Origin of the sequence: Shewanella sp. CG12_big_fil_rev_8_21_14_0_65_47_15 (assembly GCF_002783505.1) — a bacterium.
Lineage (GTDB): Bacteria > Pseudomonadota > Gammaproteobacteria > Enterobacterales > Shewanellaceae > Shewanella.
This window is the reverse complement of the sequence record NZ_PFGL01000067.1, coordinates 15,095-39,651: the sequence shown is the minus strand read 5'-3', so window position 1 is coordinate 39,651 and position 24,557 is coordinate 15,095. Positions and strand designations below refer to the sequence as shown.

Here is a 24,557-nt window from a genome sequence, read left to right as displayed (position 1 = left end):
AATATTATGATCCCAGTTAACTGGGACACATTTAGTGTATGGGGCGATATGAAAGAACGTAAATTTTTTGGAACTGACGGTATTCGGGGAAAGGTCGGTTCAGGACAAATGACGCCTGAGTTGGCGCTGAAATTAGGTTGGGCCGCGGGGCGGGTATTATCCCGCAGTGGGACCAAAAAGGTGATTATCGGTAAAGATACCCGTATTTCGGGTTATATGTTCGAATCGGCATTAGAAGCAGGCCTTTCTGCCGCCGGTCTTAATGTGATGTTAATGGGGCCGATGCCAACGCCTGCTGTTGCCTATTTAACCCGCACGTTCCGTGCCGAAGCTGGGGTAGTGATCAGTGCCTCACACAATCCCTATTACGATAATGGTATTAAATTTTTCTCCACCGACGGCAGTAAGTTAGACGATAACCTAGAGTTAGAGATTGAAGCCGAACTTGAAAAGCCCCTCGTTTGTGTCGAATCGCATCTGCTTGGCAAAGTGTCGCGGATTGAAGATGCCCGTGGCCGTTATATTGAGTATTGCAAAGGTAATTTCCCCGCAGAACACACGTTAACTGGGTTAAAAATTGTCGTCGATTGTGCCCATGGTGCAACCTATCACATAGCGCCAGCGGTGTTCCGTGAGTTAGGTGCCGAGGTGATTGCCATTGGTGATAAGCCTGATGGCGTGAATATCAACGACAAAGTTGGCGCAACGTCCATGGGCAAGATTTGTGAAACCGTGTTGGCCGAAAATGCCGATTTAGGTATCGCACTCGACGGTGACGGTGACCGCATTATGATGGTTAATAGCAAAGGCGAAGTCATCGACGGCGATCAAATTTTATATATCTTGGCCTGTGACGCAAAAGCCCGTGGTGTGTTACGTGGCGGCGTGGTTGGCACCTTAATGTCTAACCTTGGGCTTGATCTTGCCTTGCAAGCATTGGATATTCCCTTTGCCCGTTCAAAGGTGGGCGACCGCTATGTGATGGAACTACTGAAAGAACTCGATTGGCGCATCGGCGGTGAAAATTCAGGGCATATCCTGAATCTTGACCACGGCACGACTGGTGATGGCATCGTCGCTGGGATCTTAGTGTTAGCGGCCATGCGTCGCCAAAATGCTACGCTTGAACAACTGACCTCTGCGATGGAAATGTTGCCACAGGTCTTAGTCAATGTGCGCTTTGAGGGCGAACACGATCCCCTTAAGTCCGACAAGGTTAAAGCGGCCCAGGCCCATGTCGAGTCACAACTCGGTGCCCGTGGTCGAGTATTACTACGTAAGTCAGGTACTGAACCTTTGATCCGTGTCATGGTAGAAGGTGACGATCATAGTGCAGTATTGGCCCACGCAAATTTGATCGCGGATGCGGTAAAATCGGCAAGCTAGTATTTGCCCATTTTGTAATGAGTGTGGCTGATATCGATTGAAAATGAAGATGTTAGCTGCACAAATGAACAGAAAGTGGCTTTGAAGTGTAAAAATTAAGCATTCCAACCTGATATCTAAAAAAATTCGAATTTAGCTATTGTAACTTAATAAGTGGTTCGCTATTATTCACGCCGCTTTCAGAGGAGACAGTGATGGCACTCAGACGTCCTATGGTAGCTGGCAATTGGAAAATGAACGGCAGTGCGGCATTAGCCCAAGAGTTGTTCAAGAAATTTGCCTCTAAGCTCCAAAATGATTCAGCTGAAGTGGTTTTATGCCCGCCTTCTATCTATCTAGAGAGCGTTAGGCAACTGCTAGAAGCAAACAAGGAAGCGTTAGACGGTTCACTTGTTAGGATGGGCGCACAAAATCTAAGTCAACATGACTTTGGCGCTTATACCGGTGAAGTTTCAGGTCAGATGCTAAAAGATTCAGGATGTCGATATGTGATTATCGGGCATTCAGAACGTCGCCGTATGTACGGAGAGACGAGTAATATCGTAGCGGAGAAATTCGCCGCTGCACAAAAGCACGGTCTGACCCCAATATTATGTGTGGGTGAGTCGGGGCCAGCACGGGAAGCAAGACGTACCTTTGAGGTGATTGCTGAAGAGTTGGATATAGTGATCCAGAAAAATGGCACTATGGCTTTTGATAACGCCATTATCGCCTACGAGCCGTTATGGGCTGTAGGGACAGGTAAGAGTGCGACGCCAGAGCAGGCTCAGGAAGTTCATGCGTTTATTCGCAAACGCCTCTCTGAAGTATCTCCGTTTATCGGAGAAAATATCAGGATTCTCTATGGTGGTAGTGTGACACCGAGTAATGCTGCAGATTTATTTGCCCAACCTGATGTTGATGGTGGACTGATTGGCGGTGCCAGTTTAAACTCTAGCGAGTTTTTAAGTCTGTGTACCATAGCGATGAGCGCATAATATGTATGAAGTTTTAGTGGTTGTTTACTTGTTGGTTGCATTAGGTTTAATTGGCCTGATCTTAATCCAGCAAGGTAAAGGAGCTGACATGGGGGCCTCATTTGGCGCCGGTGCATCGGGTACCTTATTCGGTTCAAGCGGTTCAGGTAACTTCCTGACACGCACAACGGCGATTCTTGCCATTGCATTTTTTACCTTAAGTCTGTTGATTGGCAACTTAAGTGCGAATCACGCAAAAAATGAAGATTCATGGAAAAATTTAGGTTCTGATACTGAACAGGTGACTCAACCTGTTGAGCAAGAAGCCGAAAAGTCAGAAACCAAGATTCCTGACTAGTAAAAAGTTTAGCCGAGGTGGTGAAATTGGTAGACGCGCAGCCTTGAGGTGGCTGTGTCCTAACGGACGTGCGGGTTCAAGTCCCGCTCTCGGCACCAAATTAACTAAGATAGACGAGGTAACATCTCTCTTAGTTATTGCAAGAAAAGACGATAGTCAATATACTTGCACACAGTTGACGCGGGGTGGAGCAGCATGGTAGCTCGTCGGGCTCATAACCCGAAGGTCGTCGGTTCAAATCCGGCCCCCGCAACCAGCTCCTAGTAACGAATAGTGTTTGAATTCGTTATGGTTTACAGGTTCTTGACACTAATGACCTCGTGATTACGGGGTTTTTTGTTATCTGGGACTTTTAAATTTGTCGTATATTCTATACGGCGTTGTACTAGGGCTATTAAGCCCTTTTTTGTTTTTTCCGGGGGTCAATTTTGGCAACATTAGAATCCAGACTGGCAGAAATGCTCAAAGTGCCTGTGGAAGCATTAGGCTTCCAACTCTGGGGCATTGAATATGTTCAAGCGGGTAAGCATTCAACACTTCGCGTGTTTATTGATGGCGAAAACGGTATCAATATCGAAGATTGTGCCAATGCCAGCCGTCAAGTCAGTGCTGTACTCGATGTTGAAGACCCTATTCCGACTGAATATACCCTAGAGGTTTCTTCACCTGGTGTGGATAGACCGCTGTTTACTGCCGAGCAGTACGCGGCCTACGTGGGGGAAGATGCGAAAGTTCAACTGACTATGCCTGTCGCGGGCAGTCGTAATTTAAAAGGCGCCATTACCAAGGTTGAAGGGCAAATGCTCTCGCTGAACGTCAATGGTAAAGAGCTAGTTGTCGCCCTGGATAATATCCGTAAAGGCAACGTAATCGCTAAGTTTTGATGGTTTCAAGGTGAACGAGGCAAGACGAGATGAATAAAGAGATTCTGCTAGTCGCTGAAGCGGTTTCAAATGAAAAGGCCGTTCCACGCGAGAAAATTTTTGAAGCGCTAGAGATCGCTCTGGCTACTGCAACCAAGAAAAAATACGAAGGCGATATCGACGTTCGTGTTTCCATCGATCGTAAAACTGGCGGCTACGAAACATTCCGTCGTTGGATGGTGGTTGATGATCACGGCGAAGCCCTAGAGAACCCATTCCGCGAGATCACGCTCGAAGCGGCACGTTACGAAAATCCGGACATTCAACCGGGCGAATATATCGAAGACGATATCGAGTCCGTGGTATTTGACCGTATTACCACCCAAACTGCCAAGCAAGTCATAGTACAAAAAGTACGTGAAGCAGAGCGTGCGCAAGTGGTTGAGCAGTTCCAAGATAAAGAAGGCGAGCTGATCACCGGTGTGGTGAAAAAAGCGACCCGCGAAAGTGTTGTGGTCGATTTAGGCAACAATGCCGACGGCGTGCTGTTCCGTGAGGATTTAATTTCACGGGAATCGTTCCGCCCCGGTGACCGCGTGCGTGCATTGCTGTACTCAGTACGTCCAGAAGCCCGCGGTGCCCAGCTATTTTTAACACGCACTAAGCCTGAAATGCTGATTGAGCTTTTCCGTGTTGAAGTGCCTGAAATTGCCGATGAGCTGATCGAAGTGATGGGCGCCGCCCGTGACCCAGGCGCTCGCGCAAAGATTGCCGTTAAGTCGAATGACCGTCGTATCGATCCAATCGGTGCGTGTGTCGGTATGCGTGGCGCACGTGTACAAGCGGTATCGAATGAACTGGGTGGCGAGCGTGTTGATATCGTATTGTGGGATGATAATCCAGCACAATACGTGATCAATGCGATGGCGCCAGCCGATGTGGCCTCTATCATAGTTGACGAAGATAACCATTCAATGGATATCGCCGTTGAGGCTGATAGCTTGGCACAAGCCATTGGACGTAATGGCCAAAACGTACGTTTAGCGACTCAACTGACAGGTTGGGAACTGAACGTTATGACAGTGGAAGACATGAATAAGAAGCATCAGGCCGAAAGCGCCAAAGTGATGAGTCTATTTATGAGTTCATTGGATGTCGATGAAGATTTTGCACAAGTACTCGCGGATGAGGGCTTTACGTCGCTCGAAGAAATCGCATATGTACCTGTGTCTGAATTATTGGCGATTGATGGTTTTGACGAAGATCTCGTTGAAGCTTTACGTGAACGTGCAAAAGCGGCGATCTCGACCAGAGCACTCGCCACTGAAGAAGCACTAGATGGTGTGGAGCCAAGTGATGAGTTGCTAGCACTTGAAGGTGTTGAAAGACACTTAGCCTATGTTTTCGCTAGCAAAGGTATTGTGACTCTAGAAGACTTGGCTGAACAAGGCATTGATGATTTGATCGAAATTGAAGAATTGACAGAAGAAAAAGCAGGTGCGCTCATCATGGCTGCCCGCAACATCTGTTGGTTTGGCGAAGAAGCATAAGTCGATCAACAGGGGGATTTAACTGATGGCAGATACTACCGTAGAGAAATTGGCCACGGAAGTGGGTAAAAGTGTTGAACGTCTGATTGAGCAATTCGCTCAGGCAGGTATTAAGAAAGGCCAAGCCGATAATGTATCTGAAGCTGAAAAGCAGCAGTTACTGGATTATCTGAAAAAGCAGCACGGTGGCGAGAGTGCCCCGACTAAAATGACGCTGCAGCGCAAAACGGTATCAACCCTGAGCGTAGCCGGTAATGGCGGTCAATCTAAAGATGTGAAAGTGGAAGTGCGTAAAACCCGCACCTTCGTTAAGCGTGATGTGAATGACGCTGTGCTAAAAGCGGAAGAAGAGGCGAAAGCGGAAGCTGAAGCATTAGCAAAAGCAAAGGCCGAAGCGGAAGCGGCTCAAGCGGCCAAGGCGAAAGCTGAGGCGGAAGCTAAGGCTAAAGCAGAAGCGGAAGCCAAGGCAAAAGCCAAAGCGGCGGCAGAAGTGAAAGTAACCAAAGATGCTTCTCCAGAAGCAGAAGCGGCACGTTTAGAAGCAGAGCGTTTAAAAGCGGCGCAAGAAGCGGCGACTAAACGCAAGCAAGATGAAGAAGCGGCAAAAGCGGCCGAAAAAGCCCGTCTATTGGCGGAAGAAAACTCTAAGCGTTGGGCCGAAGAAGAGCGTCAACGTATAGAAGCTGAAAGAAATGGCGATCACCACATCACCACCTCTAAAGTAGCCCGTGCTGCCGAAGATACCTCTGATCTGGATGAAGAAAAACGCGGTCGTCGTGCTCGTAACAAGAGCAACGCTAAGAAGCGTGGCGGCAAAGATGCCCGTGATGGCCGTGAAAAGCACATGCGTAACCGCAGCACTGCACCCGAGTCTATGGCCCACGGCTTCAACAAGCCTGTTGCTGCCGTAAGCCGTGATGTGCGTATCGGTGAAACTGTGACTGTTTCTGAACTGGCGCATTTAATGGCGGTGAAAGCGACTGAAATCATCAAGCAAATGATGAAAATGGGCTCTATGGTCACGATCAACCAAGTGTTAGATCAAGAGACTGCCCAGTTAGTTGCCGAAGAAATGGGTCACAAAGTGGTGCTAATTCGTGAAAACGAACTTGAGCATCAAGTCTTGTTAGACCGTGACGATGAGGACGGCGTTAAGCTGGAATCCCGTGCACCGGTTGTGACCATCATGGGTCACGTGGATCACGGTAAGACCTCTTTGCTCGATTATATTCGTCGCGCCAAGGTTGCTGCCGGTGAAGCCGGTGGTATTACTCAGCATATTGGTGCATACCATGTTGAGACTGAAAACGGCATGATCACTTTCCTCGATACCCCTGGCCACGCCGCGTTTACCGCAATGCGTGCCCGCGGTGCCAAGGCGACCGATATCGTTGTATTAGTGGTTGCGGCCGATGACGGTGTAATGCCACAGACGATCGAAGCTATCCAACACGCGAAAGCGGGTAACGTGCCGTTAATCGTCGCAGTGAACAAGATGGATAAACCGGAAGCGGATATCGATCGCGTTAAGAGTGAACTGTCGCAACACGGCGTTATGTCTGAAGATTGGGGTGGAGACAACATGTTCGCCTTCGTATCTGCTAAGACAGGTGAAGGCGTTGATGATCTACTCGAAGGTATCCTACTGCAGGCGGAAGTTCTAGAGCTTAAAGCGGTACGTGATGGTATGGCTGCGGGTGTGGTTATCGAATCCCAACTGGATAAAGGTCGTGGCCCTGTGGCAACAATCCTGGTTCAGGAAGGAACGCTGCGCCAAGGCGATATCGTTCTATGTGGCCTTGAGTACGGTAAAATCCGTGCGATGAAGGACGAGAACGGTCGTTCAATCACTGAAGCGGGTCCATCAATCCCTGTTGAAATTCTGGGTCTGTCTGGCGTACCGTCAGCCGGTGATGAAGCCACAGTCGTACGTGACGAGCGTAAAGCCCGTGAAGTTGCCCTGTATCGTCAAGGCAAGTTCCGTGATGTGAAATTAGCTCGTCAACAGAAATCTAAGCTTGAAAACATGTTTGCGAACATGACAGACGGCGAAGTGAAAGAACTGAACATCGTTCTTAAAGCTGACGTACAAGGTTCACTGGAAGCGATTACCGACTCGTTAACGGGTCTGTCTACCGACGAAGTGAAAGTGAACATCATCGCTCGCGGTGTGGGCGCACTGACCGAAACCGATGCGACCTTAGCCGCAGCGTCTAACGCTATCATGGTTGGCTTTAACGTGCGTGCCGATGCACAGGCGCGTAAGACCATCGAGAGTGAAAGCGTTGATTTACGTTACTACAGCGTTATCTATAATTTGATTGATGAAGTGAAAGCGGCGATGACAGGTATGCTGTCTCCTGAGTTCAAACAACAAATTATCGGTCTGGCTGAAGTTCGTGACGTGTTCAAATCACCTAAGCTGGGGGCGATTGCTGGTTGTATGGTGACCGAAGGTACCATCAAGCGTAGCGCACCAATTCGCGTACTGCGTGATAACGTGGTGATCTTCGAAGGTGAACTCGAATCACTGCGTCGCTTTAAAGATGACGTTAACGAAGTTCGCAACGGTATGGAATGTGGTATCGGCGTTAAGAACTACAACGATGTTCGCGTAGGCGACCAAATCGAAGTATTCGAAACCATCGAAGTGGCACGTACTCTGTAACGATAAAGAGGGCGGCATTAGCCGCCCTTTCGATTTAATGACATTAGCTATGGTACAGATATTATGGCAAAAGAATTCAGTCGTACACGTCGCATAGCGCAGCAGTTACAGCAAGAGCTTGCTCTGGTGTTGCAGCGCGACATGAAAGACCCCCGTATTGGTTTTGTTACCGTGAATGACGTCGATGTCTCCCGTGATTTAAGTTACGCCAAGGTCTTTGTGACCTTCTTTGAGGAAGACAAAGAAGTTGTGCAGGAAAAGCTCAACGCTCTGATCAGCGCCGCGCCTTATATTCGCACCCTTGTGGCTGGCCGGATGAAGCTACGAGTTATGCCTGAGCTGCGTTTTGTCTACGATAGCTCATTGGTTGAGGGGATGCGCATGTCTAACCTCGTCAGCCAAGTGATCAACCAAGACAAAGCGAAACAGCAGCAATTTGGCAGCGCTGAAGATGTCCAAGATGTGGACGCGACGGACGATACCGAAGATACGGAAGGTAAAGATTAATGGCTCGTCGTCCAAAAGGCCGCTTTATCGACGGTATCGTGTTGTTGGACAAAGCCACAGGCATGAGTTCCAACTTTGCGCTGCAACGGGTAAAACGCTTTTTTAATGCGAATAAAGCTGGGCACACGGGCGCGCTCGATCCGCTAGCCACAGGCATGCTGCCCGTATGTTTAGGCGAGGCGACCAAGTTTTCACAGCATTTGTTAGATGCTGATAAACGTTATCTAGTGACGGCAAAACTGGGCCAGCGCACCGATACCAGTGATTCCGATGGTGAAGTGGTGCAGACGCGTCCCATGGATTTTACCGAGACACAACTAATGGCTGCGCTCGAGCATTTCCGTGGCGATACAATGCAAGTGCCTTCAATGTACTCTGCACTAAAATATCAGGGACAGCCCCTGTATAAATATGCGCGTGAAGGCATTGAAGTGCCCCGTGAAGCGCGGCCTATCAGGGTATTTGAGCTTAACTTTATCAAGCTCGAAGGTGATGAGTTGACCTTGGACATCCATTGTTCGAAGGGCACTTATATTCGCACTATTATCGATGATTTAGGTGAAATGCTTGGCTGTGGTGCCCATGTGATCATGCTGCGCCGCACCCAAGTCGCTCAGTATCCCTATGCTAAAATGGTCACCCTTGAGCAGCTTGAAACTCTCGTTGCCAGGGCCCACGAGCAGCAGATAGAGCTGAGCCTGTTACTCGATCCTCTGCTATTGCCTATGGATACTGCCGTTGCCGATTTTCCCGAGGTGAATGTACCCGATGCCAGTGCAGCCTATCTGATGCAGGGGCAAGCGGTACGTGTTGCGGGGTTAGAGGCCGATAAATTAGTACGTATTACCCTAGGGGATGCCCATCGATTTGTTGGCATTGGGGCGATGAATGCTGACGGTCTGTTAGCGCCTAAGCGACTCATTGTTATCCATGACGAGCCGGCATAGTCGCGTATTGAACCGATTCGAAATCATTGTTCGATTAAGACCAGCCTGTTATTGCGCTAGGGTTGGATTATGGGTAGAATAGCGCGCCCTCTGGCTGAGTTAGTGATCGGCTAGGGATTCATACTATATATTTGGAGAGACACATGTCACTAAGTACTGAAGCGAAAGCAAAAATCCTGGCTGAATTTGGCCGTGGCGAAAACGACACTGGTTCAACTGAAGTTCAAGTTGCTTTGTTAACTGCGCAAATCAACCATTTGCAAGATCACTTCAAAGAGCACATCCATGATCACCACTCACGTCGTGGTCTGTTACGCATGGTTAGCGCGCGTCGTAAGTTAACTGCTTACCTGAAGCGTACTGATGCAGAGCGTTACAACGCACTGATCCAAAAGTTAGGTCTACGTCGTTAATCTCACGTCGACTAACGTAAAAAAGGAGGCTTAGCCTCCTTTTTTATTGTTCTAAATCTGGTTTTCTCTATGTTGCTCAACCGTCAACCGTCAACCGTCAACCGTCAACCGTCAACCGTCAACCGTCAACCGTCAACCGTCAACCGTCAACCGTCAACCGTCAACCTCTACCACTTGCCATCGATATGGGCAATGCTCGCGGTTTGGCTTGCAATATAGAGGGCTTCAAAATCTGCTTGGGGCAAAGGTTGGCTAAAATAGAAACCTTGTCCAATCTGGCATCGATTTTCCTTAAGCCAATCGAGCTGAAGCTCATTCTCAATCCCTTCGGCAACGATCGTTAAATTGAGCTGCTTACCAAGCATTAAGATAGTGGATGCAATTGCACTGTCGCACGGTAAATCCGATACAAAACAACGGTCAATCTTCATCGTCGTGATGGGAAGATGCCGCAGGTATGAGAGTGAAGAATATCCAGTCCCAAAATCGTCTACTGCGATACCAAACCCCGCGGATTTCAATTGCTCAAGCTTAACGATGGCCAGTTCAATGTCGTTCATTAATGAGGTTTCGGTGATCTCTATTTCTAACAGCTCAGGTTGGATCTGATAGCGCAGCGCCATTTGTTTGATATCTGAGACTAGGCTTGCATCGGCAAATTGTTGCGATGCAACATTAATCGCAATCGGGATCGCATAGTGATATTTTTTCTGCCATTCCCTTAAGGTTTTACAGCTTTGCTCTATCACCCAGCGGCCAATGGGAATAATGATGCCGGTTTCTTCGGCCACGGGAATAAATGACATAGGGCTGATTAAACGGCCGTCTTTTTGCCAACGAATAAGGGCTTCACAGGCGATAACTTTACCTGTCTGCAGATCGAGTTTAGGTTGGAAATAAAGTAAAAATTCATTGTTTTTCAGTGCATCATGTAATGATGCTTCGGTGCGTAAGCGTACCGCCGCGCGTTCGGTCATCTGTTGCTTGAAGAAGGCCCATTGATTGGAGCCCGCCGCCTTTGCACTGTACATGGCGATATCCGCATGGCGGATAAGATCCTCCGCGCTATTGCCGTCTTCGGGATAAATTGAAATACCAATAGACGCGGCCGGGTGGATTGCATGCTCATTGAGCTGAATAGGCACATTGAGCTGAACTAACAGTTTATCGACAAAGTCTGCCGCTTGATCAGGGGAATGTACCGAATCGGCTAATATCACAAATTCATCGCCCCCTAAACGGGAGACAGTGCCTTTATCGCCCACAAAACGTTCTAGCATGCGGGCTATTCTGGCTAAAAACTGATCGCCCAGCGCGTGGCCGAGGGAGTCATTGATATTTTTAAAGCGATCTAAGTCGATAAACATCAAGGCAAAGCTGCGCTTCTGTACACGGGAGCGTTGAATCGTGACTGCGATGGTTTCGAGTAATAGTGTTCTATTTGGTAATCCAGTAAGCGGATCGCGGGTCGCCATTTTTCGCAGTTTAGATTGTGTCTGACTAAATTGGATCAGGATTTGATTAAACTTAGAGGTCACTAAGCCTAATTCGTCATCCTTATGGGCGCTGGACATGGGGAGTAAATTTTCATCCGGCGAATCGGGCTCAATCTTATCAATCGCTTCGCTTATTCTCGCTATTGGCTGGGTCAAGAAACGGTGGAATACCACCGAGAGCACTAAGGTGAGCAATAGGGCGCGGGCCAATGTGGCAAGGAACCCCAATTTTAATTGTGAAAACAGGGTGTTGGTCAACTCTTGGGTGTCGTAAAAAATAGTCAGAGTGCCGATAAGCTGCTGTTTTTGAGTGCCTTCAAAATAGAAGGGGCGGTATAAGGGCCGAGAAATTTCTTTCAGATCATCGAAGAGTTTATTGCTGAGGCTGATAAATGTTTGCGAGTTATTTTTTTTATTATTACTGACGGAAACAAACATTGAACCATCATCGAGCTCAATCACCGCCGAGCCTACATGTTCGACTTTGATCGCACCTTCTAAGGTCTGCTTCGCTAAATTATCATCTAAGGCCCAAACGGCATTGGCTGCGGGCTGCTCTACTGAATCGAGCAGTTCCTGCTGTGTGGTGGTCAGTTGTTGTTTGGTTGAGACGACAACGAGGGCGATTTCAACGATAAAAATAGCGATAGCGAAAAATAACGCAGTAAATACGACGAGGTTAGTTTGTTTCCAAGTCAGGGATTTAAAGCGACCCGTCATTCAGCTCGTCCTTTATGATTGTTTTTCGCCATAGGGATGATTTTCCGTATCAAATGAAAGCATAACTCTTTGTAGATTTACCCACTTTAGTGAAAAGATAGGTCTTTGTCATCATTATCTGCTCTTTATCTATTGTCCTTAATTGCAGTATACTTACGCGCGTAATTCAAGGTCATTAATTAAGGAATGGGTCACGTGAATCCAATTGTAAAGAGTTTTGAGTATGGTCAACATACAGTCACCCTAGAAACGGGTGTTATAGCGCGTCAAGCCGATGCAGCCGTGTTAGCGAGTATGGGTGACACGACAGTGTTAGTCACTGTTGTAGGTAAAAAAGAAGCCGAAGCCGGTCGTGACTTTTTCCCTCTGACTGTTAACTATCAAGAAAAGACCTATGCAGCGGGTAAAATTCCTGGTGGTTTCTTTAAGCGTGAAGGTCGTCCTTCAGAAGATGAGACATTAATCGCTCGTCTGATTGACCGCCCAATTCGTCCTCTTTTCCCTAATGGTTTCAAAAACGAAGTTCAAGTGATCATCACTGTGGTTTCTGTCGATCCACAAATCGAGCCAGATATCATTTCCATGATCGGTACTTCAGCGGCACTGGCTATTTCTGGTATTCCATTCAGCGGTCCTTTAGGTGCGGCTCGTGTGGGTTATATTAATGGCGAATACGTACTGAACCCAACTGTTGCTCAAATCGAGACTAGCCAACTGAACTTAGTGGTTGCAGGTACCGAAAGTGCAGTATTAATGGTGGAATCAGAAGCCCAAGCATTACCAGAAGAAGTGATGTTAGGTTCTGTCGTTTACGGTCACGATCAACAACAAGTGGTTATTAAAGCGATTGCTGAATTTAAAGCAGAAGCTGGCAAACCAATGTGGAATTGGACCGCACCAGTACAAGATGAAACCTTAGTCGCCCAAATTAAAGAGTTGGCTGAAGCGGGTTTAGGCGATGCCTATAAAATCCAAGTTAAACAAGAGCGTTATGCTCAAGTTTCTGTCGTTAAAGCGGCAGCAAAAGAAGCCTTATTAGCCAGCAATCCAGATGTTGATCTACGTGAAGTGGACAATTTACTGGGCAGCTTAGAGAAGAAAGTGGTTCGTGGTCGCATTATCCGTGGTGAGCCTCGTATCGACGGTCGTGAACCCGACATGATCCGTGCATTAAGCGTGTTAGCGGGCGTATTGCCACGTACTCACGGTAGCGCACTGTTCACCCGTGGCGAAACGCAAGCCCTAGTGACTTGTACTTTAGGTACTGAACGTGATGCACAGAAGATCGACAGCATCATGGGTGAGCGCACTAACCGTTTCATGCTGCACTATAACTTCCCTCCATACTCTGTTGGTGAAACCGGCATGGTGGGTTCACCTAAGCGCCGCGAAATCGGCCATGGTAAGTTAGCTTGGCGCGGTATTAATGCCGTTATGCCTTCAGCGGCTGAATTCCCATACAGCGTGCGCGTGGTATCTGAAATCACTGAATCTAACGGTTCAAGCTCTATGGCATCAGTATGTGGTACCTCTTTAGCACTGATGGACGCGGGTGTACCTATCAAGACTTCTGTCGCCGGTATCGCTATGGGTCTAGTGAAAGAAGGCGATGATTTTGTTGTTCTTTCTGACATCTTAGGTGATGAAGACCATTTAGGTGATATGGACTTTAAAGTGGCGGGTACCCGTAACGGTATTACTGCACTGCAGATGGATATCAAGATCGAAGGTATCACTAAAGAAATCATGGAAATCGCACTGCAACAAGCCTATGGTGCACGTGTGCATATCCTGAACGTGATGGACCAAGCTATTGGTTCACATCGTGCTGATATTTCTGATCATGCACCACGCATCACCACGATCAAAATCAACCCAGAAAAAATCCGTGACGTTATCGGTAAAGGCGGCGCCGTTATTCGCGCTCTGACCGAAGAGACGGGCACTACGATTGAACTGGAAGACGATGGTACAGTGAAGATTGCCTCTTCGAATGGCGAAGCAACTAAAGAAGCTATCCGTCGTATCGAAGAAATCACTTCAGAAGTGGAAGTGGGCCGTATCTACAATGGTAAGGTTATCCGTATCGTTGATTTCGGTGCCTTCGTCAACATACTGCCGGGCAAAGATGGTTTAGTACACATTTCACAGATCAGTGATGAGCGTGTGGCTAACGTGTCCGATCACCTTGAGCTGAACCAAGAAGTGACAGTTAAAGTCATGGAAGTGGATCGTCAAGGCCGTGTAAGACTGTCAATTAAAGAAGCACAAACGAAAGAAGCTGCAGCAGAATAATTGAGAGATAAACTCAGTATTCCCATGCACTTTTAAGTGACTGCCCAAAAAGGAGATCCATTGATCTCCTTTTTATTTGTTCAAATTTAATTAAGTTGCGATTAATGCTATTCGTCAATAGCAGTCCGGTGGTGGGATTGCTATCATGAACATTCTTCTGCGTGTGTTGGGAATCTAAAAAGGTAGAAATGGATGAGTCTTAAAATTAGAACCGCTATTGTTGCTGTGCTGGCGGCTGCCAGCCTGATGTTGGCTGGATGTGCAACCACTCAGTCTCCCTTAGAGAACCACAATGATGTTGAAGGTAAGTTAGTCGTTGCCCCAGTCATGCCCGATTATAAAGTCGAAGTGACACTGGCGAAACTCAATGAGATTTTATCCGCCGTCGAGTTAACCAATGAACAAAGGGCGCGTTTTCATTATGACCGCGGTGTGATTTATGACAGCGTGGGTTTAAGGCTGCTGGCGCGTATTGATTTTATGCAAGCGTTGAAGCTCCAGCCCGATCTGGCCGATGCTTATAATTTCCTTGGAATTTATTACACCCAGGAAGGCGATTACGACAGCGCCTATGAGGCCTTCGATGGGGTGTTAGAACTATCACCTAATTATGATTATGCCTATTTAAATCGTGGCATCGCGCTCTATTATGGTGATCGCAATGACCTTGCGGTAAAGGATATGCAAGCCTTTTATGCTGGCGATAATAAAGATGGTTACCGCGCATTGTGGTTGTATTTGATCCAGTCAAAAGACAATGTGACCGAAGCCAAGCGTCAATTACAGGAACATCGCCAAGTCCTCGAGGCCGATGCTTGGTCAACTGTTATCGTTGACCATTATCTTGGTTTAAAAAGCCGCGATGACGTATTTTCCGCGGCAAAATTAGGGCTGACCCATCCCAAAGAATATGCTGAGCGTTTATGTGAGGCCTATTTCTATTTAGCCAAAATGGCGATAGAGACTAAGCAATATCAGGATGCCGCGAACTATTTACGTCTTGCTCTGGCGACCAATATTTATGATTTTGTCGAACACAGATATGCGCGTATTGAATTGGCAAAAGTTAAAGGCTTGCTAGAGGAAGCAAAATAACCTCTGCACCCCGAGTTCATCTCGGGCTTTGCCTAGCCAAGTGAGCAGTGAGGCGCTATAATTTGCGCCTTTTTAGCGATACGAGTGCATAGGTTAAATGTCAGACAATAAAGTAGAGGTCGATAAACGTCGCACCTTCGCGATTATATCGCACCCCGACGCGGGTAAAACCACCATTACCGAAAAAGTGCTGTTATTCGGAAACGCTTTGCAGAAAGCGGGGACGGTTAAAGGCAAAAAATCGGGTCAACATGCTAAGTCTGACTGGATGGAAATGGAGAAGGACCGTGGTATTTCTATTACTACGTCTGTGATGCAATTCCCCTACGGCGGTGCCCTCGTTAACCTACTCGATACACCTGGTCACGAAGATTTCTCGGAAGATACCTATCGTACGCTGACCGCTGTTGACTCCTGTCTGATGGTCATTGACTCTGCAAAGGGTGTTGAAGATCGCACCATCAAGTTGATGGAAGTGACCCGTCTGCGTGATACGCCGATCGTGACCTTTATGAACAAACTCGACCGCGATATCCGTGATCCTATCGATCTGATGGATGAAGTTGAAAACGTACTGAATATCGCCTGTGCGCCTATTACTTGGCCTATTGGCAGCGGTAAAGAATTCAAAGGTATTTACCACATACTGCGTGATGAAGTGGTGTTGTATCAAGGTGGTATGGGACACACTATTCAAGAACGTCGTGTGATTGAAGGCATTAATAATCCAGATTTAGATAAAGCGATTGGCAGTTATGCCGCCGATTTACGTGATGAAATGGAATTAGTGCGCGGTGCATCGAATGAGTTCGACCACGCGGCTTTCTTAAAAGGCGAGTTGACGCCCGTGTTCTTCGGTACGGCATTAGGTAACTTCGGTGTGGATCATATTCTTGACGGTATTGTCGAGTGGGCCCCTAAGCCATTACCGCGTGAAAGCGATGTCCGAGTGATCATGCCCGATGAAGAAAAGTTCACTGGTTTTGTGTTTAAGATCCAAGCCAATATGGATCCCAAACACAGGGACCGAGTTGCCTTTATGCGTGTCTGTTCGGGTCGATACGAACAAGGCATGAAAATGCACCATGTGCGTATCGGTAAAGATGTTAACGTCAGCGATGCTCTGACCTTTATGGCAGGTGATCGTGAGCGCGCCGAAGTGGCTTATCCTGGCGATATCATTGGCTTACATAACCATGGCACTATTCGCATTGGTGATACTTTTACCCAAGGTGAAAAGTTCCGTTTCACAGGCGTGCCTAACTTTGCGCCGGAAATGTTCCGTCGTATTCGTCTGCGCGATCCACTCAAACAAAAGCAATTGCTTAAAGGTTTAGTGCAGTTATCTGAAGAAGGTGCTGTGCAGGTCTTCCGTCCATTAGACACCAACGATTTGATCGTGGGGGCTGTGGGCGTGCTGCAGTTTGAAGTGGTAGTTGGCCGTTTAAAGAGTGAATACAATGTCGAAGCCATTTACGAAGGTATTAGCGTTTCTACCGCTCGCTGGGTTTATTGTAAGGATGAGCGTAAGCTAGAAGAGTTCCGCCGTAAGTGCAGCCAAAACTTGGCCCTCGATGGCGGAGATAACTTAACTTATATTGCGCCAACTATGGTAAACCTGAATCTTTCGATGGAAAGATATCCGGATATAGAGTTTGCGAAAACCCGCGAGCATTAATCTTGGTTGGTTTGTTGTAGTGTTTAAATGGCGGTGTATTACCGCCATTTTTGTACCTAATTTACGGTTTGGGATGCTGATATGGCTAATTGGATCACAAAATCATGGCAAGCTTACATTCGATGGTGCGATCAAATGGGGCTCACTCCTGAAAATCGCCGTTGTTGTATGCCACGCCTTGAAGATCCGCCGCTCACGCCTAAGCGCGCATCGAAACCTGCATCGAAAACTGAGTATAAACTCGATGATGAGTGAGGTATTGGCCTATGTTAGATACCCACGCGCATCTAGATTTTCCTGAGTTTGATGCTGACCGTGAGCAAGTGGTTCAGCGTATGCATCAAGCTGGGATCAGTAATCTGATTATCCCTGGCGTTTCCCCCGAGCACTGGCAAAAACAACTCGCCGTTGCACAGCAATATCAAGCCTATTTTGCATTAGGCATCCATCCTTGGTTTTGCCCAGAGGATGTTGACGCTGGGATCTTGGCATTAACATCTGAAGTGACTTCGTTGCTCGAATGTCCTCGTTTTGTTGCCATTGGTGAATGTGGCTTAGATGCGCTTTATCCCTCAACTTGGCCGCGGCAGTTAGCTTTTTTTGAGGCGCAACTGGCGTTAGCTAAATCCGTTCATCTGCCGGTTATTGTCCATAGTGTGAAAACCCATGCCGAGGTTTTGGCCTGTTTAAAAAAATATCAATTGCCTAGAGGCGGTGTGATACATGCTTTTTCTGGCAGCGTTGAGATTGCGCAGGAATATATTAAGTTAGGTTTTAAGCTCGGGATTGGTGGTTTGATTATGAACCCCAACGCCAAAAAATTGCTCAAAACAGTCGCTGAATTATCGCTCGAAAACTTCCTACTTGAGACTGATTCTCCCGCCATGACACCGATAAATGTTACTGAAAAACGTAACCAACCCGCCAATGCTGCGCTTTTTATCGACAAAATTGCAACTTTGCAAAAAAAATCAAGTGTTCTAATATCAGAACACTTGATGTTGAATGCAGTGCAACTGTTTGACCTTTAGTTGTTTTTAATTAAACAGGTGTAGGTCGCATTAACATTCTTCACTAAGCGATTGAAATTAAACTCCAAAAATTTGATCAAAACGACGATTTTCGACTTTGCCTCGGGTATAATCTGACTCGGAAATAGGTTGATTAACAACATAATTAAAAAGTGTTAACAATAGGGTGATGGTTAATGAATATATTGATGAGTCTAGTAGGGGTGGTCGTCCTGCTTGCGATAGGTTTCCTCCTATCGAATAACAAAAAAGCAATTAATCTGCGTACAGTGGGTGGCGCTTTAGCTATCCAGGCCGCCTTCGGTGGTTTTGTACTGTATGTTCCTGTCGGTAAAGATATCCTGAAAAGTGTATCTGACGCCGTCTCTAGTGTGATTGGTTATGCACAAAACGGTATCGGTTTCCTGTTTGGTGATTTAGCTAACTTCAAACTTGGCTTTATCTTCGCTGTTAACGTATTGCCAGTTATCGTGTTCTTCTCTTCTCTGATCGCCGTTCTGTACTATTTAGGCATCATGCAGTGGATCATCCGTATCATCGGTGGTGGTCTGCAAAAAGCATTGGGCACAAGCCGTACTGAATCTATGTCAGCAACTGCTAACATCTTCGTGGGTCAAACTGAAGCGCCGTTAGTGGTTCGTCCATTTATTCCAACTATGACGCAATCAGAACTGTTTGCGATCATGGTGGGTGGTCTAGCTTCAATTGCGGGTTCTGTATTAGCAGGCTATGCGCAGATGGGCGTGCCTATCGAATACTTAGTCGCAGCATCATTCATGGCGGCACCAGGTGGTCTATTAATGGCTAAACTGATGCACCCTGAAACTGAAGCCGCTAAAAACGATATGGATGAGCTGCCAGAAGATCCTGATAAGCCAGCTAACGTGTTAGACGCTGCTGCTGCGGGTGCTTCATCTGGTATGCACTTAGCGCTGAACGTAGGTGCCATGCTGTTAGCCTTCGTTGGTTTGATTGCGATGATCAACGGTATTATCGGTGGTGTGGGCGGTTGGTTTGGTGTTGAAGGTTTAACACTTGAGCTGATCCTAGGTTATGTGTTCATGCCTTTAGCCTTCCTAATCGGTGTGCCTTGGAACGAAGCTTTAGTTGCCGGTTCTTTCATCGGTCAAAAGATCATTGTTAACGAATTCGTCGCTTACTTAAACTTTGCTCCTTACTTAAAAGACATTGCCGATGGCGGCATGCTAGTCGCTGAAACGGGCTTAGCAATGACAGACAGAACTAAGGCGATTATTTCGTTTGCTCTGTGTGGTTTCGCTAACTTGTCTTCAATTGCGATTCTGCTGGGTGGTTTAGGTGCTATGGCGCCTAACCGTCGCCATGATTTAGCGAAAATGGGTATTCGTGCGGTTATCGCCGGCTCACTCGCTAACTTAATGAGCGCCACAATTGCGGGTCTGTTCTTAGCTATCTAAGTTAAGACGATCACAGGGGGGAACCCCACTAACTAGGTCCTGGCTATGCAGGGCGGGACCTAAGTTAATTCAACCATTTTCCAGTAGTGATTCCTGTAGTGAATAGTTTCTCCGATGGTATTGAGCGGAATACAAAGAAACTCGATTTGTCATTCTGTTCGTATGTCGTGAATGCACGGTTAAGTTAATTACTCGTGATAAAGAAGTCGCGACTTTGTTCACAATTAAGAATTTTGTGTTCGTGATTTTACGCTAGATTATTGAGATTTTTTTTAATCTAGGTAGAATGCGAGCGCCACAAAAAGAACGCTACCCTCGATGGTAGCAAACAAGATAAATGGGGTTGATGATGAAAAATGTTAAAACTTTAGCTTTAGCCGCTACTGCAGTAGCTGCAATCTCTGGCAACGCATTTGCTGCTGATCGTACAGACCTTCACGGTTCTGACTACAAGTGGATGCAGTTCAACGCTATGTACTCTATCGGTGAAAAACCTGATAACCCAGCTACTGGCGACCAACACAACTACTTAGAAATGGAATTCGGCGGCCGTTCTGGTATTTTCGATCTCTATGGTTATGTTGACGTATTCAACTTAGCAAACCAATCAAGCAGCAATGGTGACAAGAACCCAGGTTCTGGCACTAGCAAGCTGTTTATGAAGTTTGCACCACGTGTATCTATCGATGCATTAACTGGTAAAGACTTATCTTTCGGCCCAGTACAAGAAGTTTACTTCTCAACTCTGTTCAACTGGGATGGTCTGAACGGTGAAGGCGTTAACTCTACATTCTGGGGTGTTGGTGCTGACGTAAACGTGCCTTGGTTAGGCAAAACAGGTATGAACCTGTACGGTTACTACGACATGAACGCTAAAGAGTGGAACGGTTACCAATTCTCTGCTAACTGGTTCAAGCCTTTCTACTTCTTCGACAACAAGAGCTTCCTGTCATTCCAAGGTTACATCGATTACCAATTCGGTGCTGACGAAGACAAGACTGCTTTCGTACCAAAAACCTCTGACGGTGGTAACATCTTCTTCGGTCTATACTGGCACTCAGATCGTTACGCTCTGGGCTATGGTCTGAAAGGCTTTAAAGACGTTTACCTGTTAGAAGATGGTGCAGGTGCTCTGGCTTTAGAATCAACAGGTTGGTCACACTACCTGTCTGCTACTTACAAGTTCTAATCGCTTGTAATAGCCGTTGGAGCCGCAATCTGCGGCTCCACATTTAATCTGCCATAAATCTTTATCTAAACTTATTTAGAATGCTGGGCAGTGAGTTTATATAAAGGTTTGTGTTTTTCTCGCGCTAAAACGGATTTTTCGCGGAAAAGTAGGAACAAGGTCTTACTCGTATCCTCTCTTCCGGTCTTCAAGGATTCAAGTCGTGATCACTTATAGTCAATTTAAGTGTCAGGATGCGTATGTGTTATGCATAGGCAAGATTGAATACCTAATAACAAAGTAATTTACCTAAGTAAGTTACTCGGCATCGCCTGAAGGCCCGGCCATATAAAAATAATCAAAAATAATGCCACCTCTAAGCCTTGCTTTTAAGAGACTGATTTTTATTTATTTAATTTTTCTTTTGGAGAGCTATTATGACTGATTTAAAAAAAGCAGCACAACGCGCCATCGAGTTAATGGACTTAACCACATTGAATGATGACGACACAGATCAGAAAGTGATCGATCTGTGCCATAAAGCGAAAACCGCCGCTGGCAACACCGCCGCTATCTGTATTTATCCGCGTTTTATCCCCATCGCACGTAAAACCTTAGACGAAATTGGCGCCGAAGATATTCAAATCGCCACTGTCACTAACTTCCCCCACGGCAATGATGATATCGCCATTGCGGTACTCGAAACCCGTGCCGCAGTCGCCTATGGGGCCGACGAAGTTGATGTGGTATTCCCATATCGCGCGCTGATGGAAGGCAACGAAACCATAGGTTTTGAATTAGTTAAAGCCTGTAAAGAAGCCTGTGGTGAAGTCTTATTGAAAGTGATTATCGAATCTGGTGTATTAGCCGATCCTGCGCTTATTCGCCGTGCATCTGAGCTTGCAATCGATGCAGGTGCTGATTTTATCAAAACCTCTACCGGTAAAGTGCCTGTTAACGCCACCCTCGAAGCGGCCGAAATTATGCTGACTGTGATCAGCGAGAAGAACCCTAAGGTCGGTTTTAAGCCTGCTGGCGGTGTGCGTGATGCTGCCCAAGCCGCAGAGTTCTTAGGGGTTGCCGAACGTATTCTGGGTGCTGACTGGGTGTCTCCACGTACCTTTAGATTTGGGGCTTCAAGCTTACTCAACAGCTTGTTACACACCTTAGAATTAGCCGATGCGCCTAAGCCTAGCCAAGGTTATTAATCACAGATTAATACAAAAACGGTATATCGAATCTAATTAAGTGTGACCTAAATCTAGTTGAAAACATCAGAACTTCGATAGCATGTGTTTGTAATATTGCTACAGTTTTGATGTTTCATTGCAAAGATAAATGCCAGACTTTGGATTTGGCATCTATCTTGGAGGCAGTATCATGTTTCTAGCTCAAGAAATTATTCGTAAGAAACGTAATGGTTTAGCGTTAAGTTCCGAAGAGATACAGTTCTTTGTTAAGGGTATAACCACCAATGCCGTGTCTGAAGGTCAGATTGCCGCACTCGGGATGGCAGTGTACTTTAATGACATGAATATGGATGAAAGAATCGCGTTAACGATCGCTATGCGTGATTCGGGCACTGTGCTTAACTGGCAATCCTTAGGTCTTAACGGGCCTGTAATCGATAAGCACAGTACGGGCGGTGTCGGTGATGTTATCAGCCTGATGCTCGGCCCTATGGCCGCCGCCTGTGGTGGTTATGTGCCGATGATTTCGGGCCGTGGCCTAGGTCATACCGGCGGCACCTTAGATAAGTTTGACGCTATTCCAGGTTATCAGACCGAGCCTTCAAGCGAATTATTCCGCAAAGTCGTCAAAGACGTCGGTGTGGCCATTATTGGTCAAACGGGCGATCTGGTTCCCGCCGATAAGCGTTTTTATTCCATCCGTGACAATACCGCGACCGTCGAATCCATCTCCCTTATCACCGCCTCGATTCTGTCTAAGAAATTAGCCTGTAGCTTAGATGCGTTGGCGATGGACGTAAAAGTCGGTAGTGGCGCCTTTATGCCAACCTATGAAGCCTCCGAGGAATTAGCGCGCAGTATTGCTGCGGTGGCGAATGGTGCTGGCACTAAAACCACGGCCTTACTCACCGATATGAACCAAGTGCTCGCATCCTGTGCGGGTAATGCGGTTGAGGTGAAAGAAGCCATTGATTTCTTAACCGGTGCTTACCGTAATCCTCGCCTCTACGCTGTGACTATGGGTCTTTGTGCCGAGATGTTGCTCCTGGGAGGTCTCGCCTCTGATGAAGCCGATGCCCGTGCCAAGTTAAACCGTGTATTAGATAACGGCCGCGCTGCCGAGATCTTTGGCAAGATGGTTTCTGGCCTGGGTGGTCCTGTCGATTTTGTTGAAAACTACAGTAAATATCTGCCGCAGTCGCAAATTATTCGTCCAGTGTTTGCCGATACGCAAGGGTTTGCCCACAGCATGGATACCCGCGAGCTTGGTTTGGCTGTTGTTACCTTAGGTGGCGGCCGCCGCAAACCCGGCGATGCACTAGACTATAGTGTTGGTCTGACTCAAGTATGCGCCCTTGGCGATAAAATTGACTCATCAACACCGATTGCCGTGATCCACGCGCAATCTGAAGCAGCCTTTGCCGAAGCGGAAAATGCAGTCAAAAAAGCGATTCACATTGGTGAAACCGCTCCTGAAAAAACACCTGAGATCTATGCTTATATTCGTGCGTCGGATCTTTAAGGAAGTATTATGAAACGTACAATTATTATGATGTTGGACTCCTTTGGTATTGGCGCAGCAGCCGATGCCGCCAAGTTTGGGGATATAGGATCTGACACTTTTGGTCATATCGCAAAAGCTTGCGCCGAAGGCAAGGCCGACATCGGCCGTGAAGGCCTACTTAAGTTACCTAATTTAGCTCGCCTCGGCCTAGGCCATGCGGCGATGGAAAGCACGGGTGCCTTTGCACCGGGGTTTGGTGAAAACGTTCAACTGATTGGCGCCTATGGCCATGCTCAAGAATTAAGTTCGGGTAAAGATACCCCGAGCGGTCACTGGGAAATGGCGGGTGTGCCCGTATTATTCGAATGGGGCTATTTCAGCGAGCATCAAAATTCATTCCCGAAAGAGCTGACGGATAAGATTTTAGCCCGTGCGGGACTCGATGGTTTCTTAGGAAATTGTCATGCCTCTGGCACCACCATTTTAGAAGAGTTAGGTGAAGAACATATGCGTTCTGGCAAGCCTATTTTCTATACCTCGGCTGACTCAGTGTTTCAAATCGCCTGCCACGAAGGCACTTTTGGTTTAGAAAACCTCTATCGTCTTTGTGAAATTGCCCGTGAAGAGTTAGAGCCCTACAACATAGGCCGGGTGATTGCCCGTCCGTTTGATGGTACTGGCCCTAGTGACTTTGCCCGTACTGGCAACCGTAAGGATTACTCCCTAGAGCCGCCAGCAAAAACCGTGTTAGATAAGCTGAAGGAAGCCGGTGGCGAAGTGGTGAGTGTGGGTAAGATCGCCGACATTTACGCTTACTGCGGTATCACTAAAAAAGTGAAGGCGAACGGCCTTGAAGCCTTATTCGATGCGACCTTAGCCGAAGTTAAATCCGCCGGCGATAACACTATAGTGTTTACTAACTTCGTCGATTTTGATTCCCACTATGGCCACCGCCGTGATGTTGCTGGCTATGCTAAGGGGCTGGAGTATTTTGATGCTCGCTTGCCCGAAATGCTGGCCTTACTGGGTGAAGACGATTTGCTGATTTTAACCGCGGATCATGGCTGCGACCCAACGTGGCAAGGTACGGATCATACCCGCGAGTATGTGCCTGTACTTGCCTATGGCGCTGGTTTAAAAGCCGGAACGCTTGGCCGCCGTAATAGTTTTGCCGATATAGGTCAATCAATTGCGAGCCACTTTAAGCTCGAGCCAATGGCCTATGGCGAGTCGTTTATTTAATTAAACGCACTGGATATCAATTTGGCGGCTGAAATTGGGCCGCCAGTAAACAAA

The 24,557-nt window shown here is 47.1% G+C and carries 20 protein-coding genes and 2 tRNA genes; 21 read left to right on the top strand and 1 reads right to left on the bottom strand.

All coding sequences use genetic code 11. From position 1 onward, the window contains the following. Positions 1-48 precede the first annotated feature (48 nt). The 11 genes from glmM (at position 49) to rpsO (ending at position 9,648) form a co-directional block, all read left to right on the top strand. Positions 49-1,386, top strand: a complete 1,338-nt coding sequence (gene glmM / locus COW15_RS19210) for a phosphoglucosamine mutase (RefSeq protein WP_293635121.1) — start codon at positions 49-51, stop codon at positions 1,384-1,386. A 194-nt stretch (positions 1,387-1,580) separates the two neighbouring features. Beyond that, positions 1,581-2,363 (top strand): triose-phosphate isomerase, encoded by a 783-nt coding sequence (gene tpiA / locus COW15_RS19205; RefSeq protein ID WP_006082720.1) that lies wholly within the window; start codon positions 1,581-1,583, stop codon positions 2,361-2,363. 1 nt (position 2,364) lies between these two features. Beyond that, a complete protein-coding gene (gene secG / locus COW15_RS19200) occupies positions 2,365-2,700 on the top strand; it encodes a preprotein translocase subunit SecG (protein ID WP_293635114.1) in 336 nt (111 codons plus the stop codon). 11 nt (positions 2,701-2,711) lie between these two features. Next, a tRNA-Leu gene (locus COW15_RS19195) sits at positions 2,712-2,798 on the top strand. Between the two features lie 81 nt (positions 2,799-2,879). Beyond that, a tRNA-Met gene (locus COW15_RS19190) sits at positions 2,880-2,956 on the top strand. A gap of 172 nt (positions 2,957-3,128) precedes the next feature. Then, complete coding sequence (gene rimP / locus COW15_RS19185) at positions 3,129-3,584, top strand: ribosome maturation factor RimP (RefSeq protein WP_198780765.1); 456 nt, start codon at positions 3,129-3,131, stop codon at positions 3,582-3,584. 29 nt (positions 3,585-3,613) lie between these two features. Next, positions 3,614-5,113 (top strand): transcription termination factor NusA, encoded by a 1,500-nt coding sequence (gene nusA / locus COW15_RS19180; RefSeq protein ID WP_293635109.1) that lies wholly within the window; start codon positions 3,614-3,616, stop codon positions 5,111-5,113. 25 nt (positions 5,114-5,138) lie between these two features. After that, a complete protein-coding gene (infB, locus tag COW15_RS19175; RefSeq protein ID WP_293635107.1) occupies positions 5,139-7,781 on the top strand; it encodes a translation initiation factor IF-2 in 2,643 nt (880 codons plus the stop codon). A 63-nt stretch (positions 7,782-7,844) separates the two neighbouring features. Continuing rightward, positions 7,845-8,288 carry a 30S ribosome-binding factor RbfA gene (gene rbfA, locus COW15_RS19170; RefSeq protein WP_007646038.1) on the top strand — a complete coding sequence of 148 codons (444 nt, stop codon included), beginning with the start codon at positions 7,845-7,847 and terminating at the stop codon, positions 8,286-8,288. Further along, positions 8,288-9,235 carry a tRNA pseudouridine(55) synthase TruB gene (truB, locus tag COW15_RS19165; protein WP_293635105.1) on the top strand — a complete coding sequence of 316 codons (948 nt, stop codon included), beginning with the start codon at positions 8,288-8,290 and terminating at the stop codon, positions 9,233-9,235. Before rbfA ends, truB begins: the two co-directional genes overlap by 1 nt. Positions 9,236-9,378: 143 nt before the next feature. Beyond that, positions 9,379-9,648, top strand: a complete 270-nt coding sequence (rpsO, locus tag COW15_RS19160) for a 30S ribosomal protein S15 (RefSeq protein WP_007646044.1) — start codon at positions 9,379-9,381, stop codon at positions 9,646-9,648. A 167-nt stretch (positions 9,649-9,815) separates the two neighbouring features. Here rpsO and COW15_RS19155 read toward each other — a convergent pair whose 3' ends face one another. Further along, positions 9,816-11,864 carry an EAL domain-containing protein gene (locus COW15_RS19155; RefSeq protein ID WP_293635102.1) on the bottom strand — a complete coding sequence of 683 codons (2,049 nt, stop codon included), beginning with the start codon at positions 11,862-11,864 and terminating at the stop codon, positions 9,816-9,818. A gap of 195 nt (positions 11,865-12,059) precedes the next feature. On the opposite strand from COW15_RS19155, the gene pnp reads away from it, so the two are divergent. The 10 genes from pnp (at position 12,060) to COW15_RS19105 (ending at position 24,503) form a co-directional block, all read left to right on the top strand. After that, entirely contained in the window at positions 12,060-14,159 is a 2,100-nt protein-coding gene (gene pnp, locus COW15_RS19150) for a polyribonucleotide nucleotidyltransferase (RefSeq protein ID WP_293635100.1), read from the top strand. Positions 14,160-14,351: 192 nt separating this feature from the next. After that, complete coding sequence (nlpI, locus tag COW15_RS19145) at positions 14,352-15,254, top strand: lipoprotein NlpI (protein WP_293635098.1); 903 nt, start codon at positions 14,352-14,354, stop codon at positions 15,252-15,254. 97 nt (positions 15,255-15,351) lie between these two features. Further along, a complete protein-coding gene (prfC, locus tag COW15_RS19140; protein WP_293635096.1) occupies positions 15,352-16,932 on the top strand; it encodes a peptide chain release factor 3 in 1,581 nt (526 codons plus the stop codon). A gap of 81 nt (positions 16,933-17,013) precedes the next feature. Further along, on the top strand, positions 17,014-17,187 hold the full coding sequence (locus COW15_RS19135) for a hypothetical protein (protein ID WP_293635094.1): 174 nt from the start codon (positions 17,014-17,016) through the stop codon (positions 17,185-17,187). A gap of 11 nt (positions 17,188-17,198) precedes the next feature. After that, positions 17,199-17,963 carry a TatD family hydrolase gene (locus COW15_RS19130; protein ID WP_293635092.1) on the top strand — a complete coding sequence of 255 codons (765 nt, stop codon included), beginning with the start codon at positions 17,199-17,201 and terminating at the stop codon, positions 17,961-17,963. A 176-nt stretch (positions 17,964-18,139) separates the two neighbouring features. Then, positions 18,140-19,399: a NupC/NupG family nucleoside CNT transporter gene (locus COW15_RS19125; protein ID WP_293635090.1), complete on the top strand. Its 1,260-nt coding sequence runs from the start codon at positions 18,140-18,142 to the stop codon at positions 19,397-19,399. A gap of 349 nt (positions 19,400-19,748) precedes the next feature. Further along, positions 19,749-20,588: an outer membrane protein OmpK gene (locus COW15_RS19120; RefSeq protein ID WP_293635088.1), complete on the top strand. Its 840-nt coding sequence runs from the start codon at positions 19,749-19,751 to the stop codon at positions 20,586-20,588. A 416-nt stretch (positions 20,589-21,004) separates the two neighbouring features. Beyond that, complete coding sequence (gene deoC, locus COW15_RS19115) at positions 21,005-21,775, top strand: deoxyribose-phosphate aldolase (protein WP_293635086.1); 771 nt, start codon at positions 21,005-21,007, stop codon at positions 21,773-21,775. Between the two features lie 172 nt (positions 21,776-21,947). Beyond that, a complete protein-coding gene (gene deoA / locus COW15_RS19110) occupies positions 21,948-23,279 on the top strand; it encodes a thymidine phosphorylase (RefSeq protein WP_293635084.1) in 1,332 nt (443 codons plus the stop codon). 9 nt (positions 23,280-23,288) lie between these two features. Continuing rightward, positions 23,289-24,503, top strand: a complete 1,215-nt coding sequence (locus COW15_RS19105) for a phosphopentomutase (protein ID WP_293635082.1) — start codon at positions 23,289-23,291, stop codon at positions 24,501-24,503. Positions 24,504-24,557: the final 54 nt, after the last annotated feature.